Annotated in this window: 6 protein-coding genes, 1 pseudogene and 1 riboswitch; all 7 genes and pseudogenes read right to left on the bottom strand. The window is 65.8% G+C overall.

Features of this window, described 5'->3' with window-relative positions:
- Positions 1-161 precede the first annotated feature (161 nt).
- The 7 genes and pseudogenes from QMG52_RS09880 to QMG52_RS09850 all read right to left on the bottom strand — a co-directional run bounded on the left by QMG52_RS09880 (position 162) and on the right by QMG52_RS09850 (position 8,548).
- Positions 162-925 (bottom strand): annotated as a pseudogene (locus QMG52_RS09880) (3-oxoacyl-ACP reductase).
- A gap of 56 nt (positions 926-981) precedes the next feature.
- Positions 982-1,085: riboswitch (TPP riboswitch) on the bottom strand.
- A 222-nt stretch (positions 1,086-1,307) separates the two neighbouring features.
- Complete coding sequence (gene thiD / locus QMG52_RS09875) at positions 1,308-2,222, bottom strand: bifunctional hydroxymethylpyrimidine kinase/phosphomethylpyrimidine kinase (protein ID WP_349361688.1); 915 nt, start codon at positions 2,220-2,222, stop codon at positions 1,308-1,310.
- 519 nt (positions 2,223-2,741) lie between these two features.
- Entirely contained in the window at positions 2,742-4,085 is a 1,344-nt protein-coding gene (locus tag QMG52_RS09870; protein WP_283560241.1) for an HRDC domain-containing protein, read from the bottom strand.
- Between the two features lie 184 nt (positions 4,086-4,269).
- The gene (locus QMG52_RS09865) at positions 4,270-4,968 is read right to left on the bottom strand and encodes a DUF3000 domain-containing protein (protein WP_283560229.1); all 699 of its coding nucleotides are present in this window, start codon (positions 4,966-4,968) and stop codon (positions 4,270-4,272) included.
- A gap of 303 nt (positions 4,969-5,271) precedes the next feature.
- Positions 5,272-6,336 carry a threonine aldolase family protein gene (locus tag QMG52_RS09860; protein WP_502920492.1) on the bottom strand — a complete coding sequence of 355 codons (1,065 nt, stop codon included), beginning with the start codon at positions 6,334-6,336 and terminating at the stop codon, positions 5,272-5,274.
- Between the two features lie 100 nt (positions 6,337-6,436).
- Entirely contained in the window at positions 6,437-7,147 is a 711-nt protein-coding gene (locus QMG52_RS09855) for an SDR family NAD(P)-dependent oxidoreductase (protein ID WP_283560228.1), read from the bottom strand.
- 18 nt (positions 7,148-7,165) lie between these two features.
- On the bottom strand, positions 7,166-8,548 hold the full coding sequence (locus QMG52_RS09850) for a DUF6421 family protein (protein WP_283560239.1): 1,383 nt from the start codon (positions 8,546-8,548) through the stop codon (positions 7,166-7,168).
- Positions 8,549-8,553 lie beyond the last annotated feature (5 nt).

Here is an 8,553-nt window from a genome sequence, read left to right as displayed (position 1 = left end):
CAAGCCGCGTTCGGCGCTTTGTGCGAGCCGCTCATAATAGCCGATCTCTCCGAGCTGCTCCAGCGGCGATCCGGGCCGCCGCCACGCAGCACCGTGGTGGCCGGCTCCCAGCAGGAAAGCGTTCAAACGCAGTTGCCGTTTTCCGTTCATCGCCAGGGCGCCTAGTCCATGACCAGTCCGCCGTCGACCACCAGGTTCTGCCCGGTAACCGACCGCGCCCAAGGCGAGGCGAAAAACAAGATGGCATCGGCGAACTCGGCCGGGGTGGTGACCTTACCCAGGGGGGTCGAAGCGGCAATGTAATCAAAGACCTCCTCCGGGGTTGCGGCGCTGGCATCAGTGGTGCGCAGCAGGCCGCCGGAGACCATGTTCACGGCAATATTGTGCTGCCCCAGATCCTTGGCCATGGTGCGGGTCAAGGACAGCAGGGCGGCCTTGGCCGCGGTGTAGTCGTGGTACGGGACCACCGGGTTCTGGAACAGATTGGTCCCAACGTTGATGATGCGCCCAAACCCGTGGCCGCGCATCCCCTCCAAAGCCTGTGGGTCGTGTTCAAAGCACCCCGGACACTGCCGGCGAACTGTGCCTCGAACTCCGCCCATGAAATATCCCCGGCACCGGAGCGGGCATCCCCGTTAAACGAGAAATCGGCCAGCGCATTATTGACCACAGTGGTGACGGCGGAACCGAAATGGGACCGGGCCTGCTCCAGCATCACCGACACCTGACCGGCGTCGGTGACGTCAGCCTGCAGAGCAACAGCCTGCGCGGGGCCATAACCGGCGGCCAGTTCCCCGGCGGCTTCGGCACTGCGGCGGTAATTGATGACCACCCGCGCCCCCCGGCCCGCGAACGCCTGCACAATACTGCTGCCCAGGCCCCGCCCGCCGCCGGTCACAAGAACGATTTGCTCTGCCAGTTCCATCAGTTTCTTCACCTTCGGATAAGGCGAAAGGATGCGATCCGGGCGCCAGGACCATGCGAACCGTTGCAGGACATCCCTTCGCTAGTGTCAACTAGATCAGGTTCAACGGGTGTCATCTCAGCCGGGCCAATAAAGCCGCCCGGCACCCCGTGTCACTGGGAGCGAGTATATACCCAGCCCGCGGCCAAACCAGCGCCCACACCTGGCCGTGCTCCCACCGTGCCCTGCCCGAACCGCTTCCCAAACGGCTCCCGTCCCGGACACCGCGGCGCGACCACCGGACCCCCCGTACCGCGGGCACCGGTACCCCCGGTGGACCGGCCGGCCCTGCAAACCACCAAAACAGACACCTCCAATAACCACATCAACATACAGCGCCCCCTCAGAGGTGGGTAGCGTCGGAACCGTCAGAGCCCGGTACCCCCGCGGACGGCTCCGGGAGCGGGTGCTCAGCCGGAATGGGCACGGTTGGGTTCCATAACTGGTGAAAATGATGGATCGGACCTGCGCCTGAACCGACATGCAGTTCCCCGGCATGAAGCAGACTGTCCTGCAGCCACGCTTTGGTCACACTCAAGGCCTCTGTCCAATCACCAAAGCGCGCCTGCAGGGTAGCCATGGCGGAGGACATGGAGCATCCCGTCCCATGCGTATTGGCCGTGTCCACCCGCGGGGTAGTGACCTCATAAACCTCCCGGTGACCGGTCAGCCGTCCGGCAGCATCCACCAGCGCATCCGGGCAGTCCGTACCCTCCAGATGGCCGCCCTTGACGAGGACGATGACGTTTCTGGCCGCAGAAAGCCGGCTCCCCTGCTCAAGAGCCTGCTCCCAGGTACGCGCCGTGGGTTCCCTGAGCAGGGCACCGAGTTCTGGCAGATTCGGGGTGACCAGGTCCGCACGGTACAGCAACCGACCCAAGGCCTCCTCAGCTCCCGGATCCAGCAGCCGGTCGCCGCTGGTGGCGATCATCACCGGATCCAACACCACAACCGGCGCCACTCTGCGGCGAAGCCACGAATCAACCTCATCGATGATCGCGGCACTGCCAAGCATCCCGATCTTGACGGCGTCGATCGTGACGTCGTCACTGACAGCGTCCAGCTGTTCATGAAGGAAAGACGCCGGAGGCGTGTGTACCGAACGGACACCGTGGGTATTCTGGGCGACCAGTACCGTCACGACGGCCATACCGTATCCTCCGTGCGCGGCAATGCTCTTCAAATCTGCCTGGATTCCGGCGCCGCCGGTCGGGTCCGTGCCCGCAATGCTCAGAACACGGGGAACGAATGTCCCCATCGGACCACTCCCTTCAAAACAGATTCAGCGACGCACCGTAAATCATCGGCCGCAAGCACTGAGGCATGTTTCTGTACCTCTTCAGCGATTGAACAGCCACCCTCAACCATCCCACGCTGCCGGCCCATGCGCGTTAACGGTGAAACGTCCGGTTGTAGAAGCCACACATATAGTCTCCCATCACAAAACCCCGATAAGCCTGGATGATGCAGCTTCGCGTAACTGTTCATCCCTCAGCTCAACCGGACACTCCGAACGTCGACCGGATCAGGATCCGGTGGCGGGATAGTGCCGCCGACTCGATCCTGAGCACCAGTTTTCCGCCCATTGGATTCCGGGTCAGCGAAGTCAACATAGCCATATGCCACGCTGATCTCCCGTGTATGCCATGCTGCGTCGGCAGGCGCTGGGCATAGCCCTTCACTACCGAAGCGTCACCAACAGCCAAACCCTTATCGTTGAATCCTGTACCGATCTTCCCCAAGCCCCCAATGGTGCGGTTTCGCTCCAGATGGTCCTTCAGGCTGCCCCGGCCGCGTCGTGGGCGACGCGGCCGGGGACATCCGCCGCGAGGCTGGTGTGCGCAGCCGTTCCCACGCCAGTCTTGATCTTGGGTTCCTTGGGGGGCAACGGAGCCGGGTGCAGGAACGCCTCGGTCAGCACCGGGGCGGTCAGGGAAATCTGCCACGGACGTGCGCCCAGCTCGGAAAGCTGTTCGGAGACCGTTGTCGTGTTTATGAGGGCGGGCGGTCGCCAGCTGGCCCGGCGCAGATAATCAGGCGTCAGCAGATTCTCCACCGGAATATTAAGTTCATTGGAAAGATTCGCCAGCTGCGGACGCACGGTGGCAAGGCGGGCTGCAGCCTCCGGGTCCCGGTCCGCCCAGATGCGTGGGGGTGGAGGAGCGTTTGTCGGAAGCTGCAGCGGCGGTAGATCAGTGAGATCCCGGGCCGTAGCGATCGTTTTCAGCCACCGCGGGGCTTCCTTCTTCGCCGCCCGGCCATGGAACCCGGGAACCGCCAGCAGCTGCGGCACGGTGACGGGCATGGCCTTCGCCGCGGCCACCAGTGCAGAATCGGGGATTAGTCGGCCCGGGGCGACGTCGCGCTTTTGGGCCAGCTGATCACGCTCCTGCCACAGCTCACGGACGGCGGCCAGTTGACGGCGGTCACGAAGCTGATGAACCCCTGACGTGCGGCGCCAGGCCTCCGCCCGGGGCGCCGGAACTCCTGCGGCAAGGATTGCGGCGAATTCCTCCTCCGCGTAGCCGAGCTTTCCGTCGGCTTCGAGCAGTTCGACGAGTTCATCACGGAGCTCGGCCAGGACCTCCACGTCCAGGGCCGCGTAGCGCAGCCACGGTTCGGGCAGCGGCCGGGTTGACCAGTCGGCGGCAGAGTGCTCCTTGGCGAGGCCGAAGCCGAGCAGCTGTTCGATCACCGCGGCCAGGCCCACCCGCGGCAAACCGGCGATCCGGGCCGCCAGTTCGGTGTCAAAGAGTTTGTCCGGCCACATGCCCAGCTCCAACAGACAGGGCAGGTCCTGGCTGGCGGCGTGCAGGATCCATTCCACCCCCCGCAGCGCCTCGTCGACGATCCTCAGGTCGTTCAGCGGTTCCGGGTCGATGAGCCAGGTCCCGGCACCCTCGCGGCGGATCTGAATCAGGAAGGCCCGCTGGCCGTAGCGGTAGCCGGAGGCCCGTTCGGCATCTACTCCGGCCGGACCAGATCCCGCGGCCAGGGCCGCCGCACAGCGCTGGAGTCCCTCCTGGCTGGAGATCACCAGCGGAACGCCGTCACGGGGGGCGTCCAGCTCAATCACGGCCGGGAGACCGGAGATTTCCTCGCTGAGCTCGCCGGCCGTCATCGTGGCCGCGTCCGCGGGAGAGGCAGCGGAGGAATCAGCCGCCTCCGGAATTGCTTCTCCGGTCTGCGGATTCTTTGCCGCCCGGGGAGTCCTGGCGCTGCGTTTTCTGGTGCGTTTTTCGGTATGAGGGGTGGTCATGATGGTCCCAGTCTACTGAAGGCTGGCTCCGTAGCGGTCCGCATGTTCAGTTGCGCCGCTTGGCAGGTAGTGCCGTGACGCCTTCGGGCAGCGGCGGAAGGCCGGCGAAGGTGCAGATCATCTCGGACCAGGCCTGAAGATGGGAGCCGACATCGGCAGATGCGGGCGTCCACGAGGCCCGTAGCTCAATGTCGATCGAATCGGGTCGTCCGGAAAGGCTCCCGTAACTCTCCGAAAGGATTCTGGTTGCGGTGCCGCCCGCGGCCCGGTACGGCGCGTTGTGGTTCTCCAGCGCGTCCACCAGCCAGGTCCAGGCGACAGAGCACAGCATCGCGTCGTTGCCCATGTCCGGCTCGAGTTGCGCACGGATGTACGTGACGATTCTAAAGGTCCCGTCCCAGAGTTCGGAACCCTGCGGATCGTGCAGCAGAATGAAACGCCCGGTGGCCAGTTCCGGGGCATCCTGTGCGGCGGCCATCAGGGCAGGTCCGTGCACTGCGCGTACGGACCCGCCCGTGCGGGCTGGTCCCGCGCCGGTCCCTTCCGCAGCTGTCAGGCCGGCACCGACCGCTGCGGCACCGATTGCTCCGGTGCCTTTCACCTCGGCGCCGAGGGCGACGGCGAAGGGTGCAAGCCGCGACGGCGCCGGAATCTCTTCCAGTCGCAGCTCGCTCCGACATTGTGCTTCCCGAAGGGTTTCCAAGGCCGTCAGGAATTCTGAGGGTACCTGTGCTATGGCGCTCACATTGGCAGGTTATGCCGCGCCGACGGCAATACACGGCAGGCGCGCCGATATCCCCGTCCCCTCCGTTGCCCCACGCTCCTGCCCCTCGCTCCCAACTGAGTAGCAGTAAGTGCACTCAAATCACCTTTTGAGTGCACCTACTGCTACTCAGTTGGGGAATGTCGACCAGATTGGAGGGAGGCTGTCAATCCCCTGAAACGGGGCGCGGGGCGGGTTGGGGACTGGTGGGTGGGGGCGCGGAGCGGGTTGGGGAGTGGGGGTTGGGGCGCGGGGCGGGTTGGGGAATACGGGGTGGCGGGGAGGTCAGCCGAGTTCGCGGCGGATGGCCGCGAGGAAAGCGTCCACGTCCGCCTCGGTGGTGTCGAAGCCGCACATCCAACGCACCTCGCGGGCCGCCTCGTCCCAGTCGTAGAAGCGGAAGGACTCCCGCAGCTTGTCCGCCGCGCCAGCAGGGAGCACGGCAAAGACGCCGTTGGACTCGGTGTCCTGGGTGGGGCGAACGGCGTCGATTCCCTCCACGCCGGTCCGCAGCCGGGTGGCCATCGCATTGGCATGCCGGGCCGAGCGCAACCACAGATCCCCTTCGAGCAGGGCGAGGAACTGGGCCGAGATGAAGCGCATCTTGGACGCGAGCTGCATGTTCATCTTGCGCAAAAACAGCAGGCCGGACGTCGCTTCGGGATTTAGCGCCACCACGGCTTCCCCGTACATCATGCCGTTTTTGGTCCCGCCGAAGGACAACACGTCCACGCCCGCATCGGAGGTGAACGCGCGCAGCGGCAGCTCCAGGTGGGCGGCCGCATTGGCCAGACGCGCGCCGTCCATGTGCAGTTTCATGCCGCGGGCGTGGACATGATCGGCAATCGCGCGGACCTCCGTCGGCGTGTAGCAGGTGCCCATCTCGGTGGTTTGAGTGATGGAAACCGCCAGCGGCTGGGCACGGTGCTCATCGCCCCATCCCCAAGCCTCGCGGTCTATCAACTCCGGCGTGAGTTTGCCGTCCGGCGCCGGGACGGCGAGCAGCTTCATGCCCCCCACGCGCTCCGGGGCGCCGTTCTCATCCATGTTGATATGAGCCGTCCGGGCGCAGACAACCGCACCCCAGCGCGGTAGTACCGACTGCAGGCCGAGCACGTTGGCACCGGTACCGTTGAACACCGGAAAGACCTCGACGCCGGGACCGAAGTGGCCGCGCATGACCTCCTGCAGCCGGGTGGTGTAAACGTCCTCACCGTAGGAGACCTGATGGCCCTCGTTGGCCGCGGCCAGTGCCTGCAGGACCTCCGGGTGCACGCCCGAGTAGTTGTCAGAGGCAAACCCCCGCACGGACGCATCATGCAGCCGGCCTCCCGACTGAGTGGGAGCCACCGGGCCGGTCGTGTCGGGCACAGGGTTCTCTGCCGTCGCGTTATCGGGCACTGCCTTTTCGGTCACTGCATGCTCGGTCACGGGTTCGGGTCCGCCTTTTCTAGAGGATCTGACGGCGGCCATTGAGGCCGGCCGCGGGGTGGGAAAACAGTGCCAGGAATTCCTGGGCCAGCAGGGAAACATCGGTGAAGCCGGGGAAGCTGCGCTGCGGCGCGGCGGCGCGCATGGCGTCGTCCACCAGAGCCTTGACCACCAGGACGACGGCGGCGCCCTGGCTTGCGTCGGTGGCGAAAGCGTCCGCCACCGCCAGCGTCCAAGCCTCGGCCGCCGCCTTGATGGCGGCATAGTTGGCGTTACCCGCCGTCGGAGCGGTGACCGAGGTGCTGGAGACAATGGCCAGCCGGCCGACGGGTGAGGCGGCCAGATCCGGATAGAAGGCGCGGCTGGTGTTGCGCAGGGTGGTCAGCACGCTGCGGTGCAGGAAGTCCCAATCAGCGTCGCTTTGAGCGGCCAGGCCCTTGCCGCCGCGCCAGCCTCCCACCAGATGGACCAGGCCGTCCACCGGCCCGTGCTCGGCATGGATCCGCCCGGCCAGCGCCGCCACCTCGGACGCGTCCGCCAGGTCGCAGACCAAGCCGGTGGCCCCGGTCATTCCGGCGACGGCGGCGCTGATCCGGGAGGCATCCGAGCCGACCGAGAGCACTCGCATGCCCGCTCCGGTGAGGACGCGCGCGGCGGCAATGCCGGCGGGGCTGCTGCCCCCGGCGATCAGCACGGTGCGCTGCCGCCGGGGTTCTTCCAATCCGTTCACAGCTCCCAGCGTAGCCACTCAGGCGGCCGCGCGCTCGTCAGTTCCGGCCGCAGACGCGTCCTGGGTCTCTCCGGTGATGCCCGCGGTGGATTCGATCACGGAGCGCATTTTCTTTTCCAGCGCCTCATAGAACATGGAGAGCGGGAATTCATCGTCCAGCACCTGATCCGTTAGGCCCCGCGGGGCGCCGGCCAGCGGAAGCGCGTCGGGTCCCTTGGCCCAGACGGACCCGGGATTGGGCGTCACGGTGGCTGAGACCAGCTGGTAGGCGGCAAGCCAGTGTGCTATCTTCGGCCGGTCGATGGAGCGCCAATACAAGTCCTCGATGGCCGTGCCCAGGGCAATAACGACGTCGGGCACTTCGTCCCAGTCGATGGAGAGTTTGGTGTCCGTCCAGTGCAGTACATGGTGCTGATGCAGCCAGGCGAACAGCAGCTGTCCGCCGAGCCCGTCGTAGTTGCGGACCCGGCTGCCGGTGATGGCAAAGCGGAAGATGCGGTCGAAGATCACGGCGTACTGCACGAGTTTGGCGTGCCGGCGCGCCTGGGGTGAGGCGTCGTCGTCGTGCTCCACCTTCACCGACTCGCGGAAGGCAGTCAGATCGCAGCGCAGCTCCTCCAGCGAATACAGGAAGAAGGGCATCCGCTGCTTGATCATGAACGGATCGAAGGGCAGCTCACCGCGCATATGCGTGCGGTCGTGGATCAGGTCCCACATGACGAACGTTTCCTGGGCCAGCTGCTGGTCATCGAGCAGCGCCGCGGCGTCCGCCGGCAGCTCGAGCGAGGTGGTGGCGGCGGCAGCACGCAGCACGCGGCGGAACCGGGCTGCTTCGCGGTCGGCAAAAATGGCACCCCAGGTGAAGGTCGGAGTCTCGCGTACCGCGACGCTCTCCGGGAAAAGCACTGCGGAATTGCTGTCATAGCCGGCGGTGAAGTCCAGGAATCGGACCGGGACGAAGAGCTTGTTGGAGTACGCGCCGGATTCCAACTCGGCGACGAAGTCCGGCCAGACCACCTCGATCAGCACCGCTTCCACCAGCCGGCTGGTGCTGCCGTTCTGGGTGTACATCGGGAAGACCACCAGATGGCCCAGCCCGTTGACGCGCTCGGCGGCAGGAGAGAAGGCGAGCAGCGAATCCAGGAAGTCCGGGACGCCGAAGCCTGAGTCCCGCCAGTGGCCAAAGTCCTTCACGAGCAGCCGCAGATACGCAGAGTCGTGCGGGAAGTGCGGGGCCAGCGTCTCGATGGAGCGGCAGATGATGCCGACATGTTCCGCGGCGCCGGCATGATCGGCCGCTTCGGGAACTGAGCCGTCCTTGATCTGCAGCGGCTGCAGAGCGCTTGCTGCCGCCTTAAGCGCCAGCCAGTCGGCGCTGCCGGCAACGTCCGAGGCGCTCAACTGCG

The organism is Paenarthrobacter sp. PH39-S1 (genome assembly GCF_030063245.1).
Classification (GTDB): domain Bacteria; phylum Actinomycetota; class Actinomycetes; order Actinomycetales; family Micrococcaceae; genus Arthrobacter_M.
The sequence above is the reverse complement of the archived record's forward strand: the minus strand, read 5'-3'. Positions and strand labels throughout refer to the sequence as shown.

Excerpts from the sequence above, each read along its gene's own strand:
- QMG52_RS09870 (WP_283560241.1), bottom strand. The coding sequence starts at position 4,085 with ATGACGGCCGGCGAGCTCAGCGAGGAAATCTCCGGTCTCCCGGCCGTG.
- thiD (WP_349361688.1), bottom strand. The coding sequence starts at position 2,222 with ATGGGGACATTCGTTCCCCGTGTTCTGAGCATTGCGGGCACGGACCCG.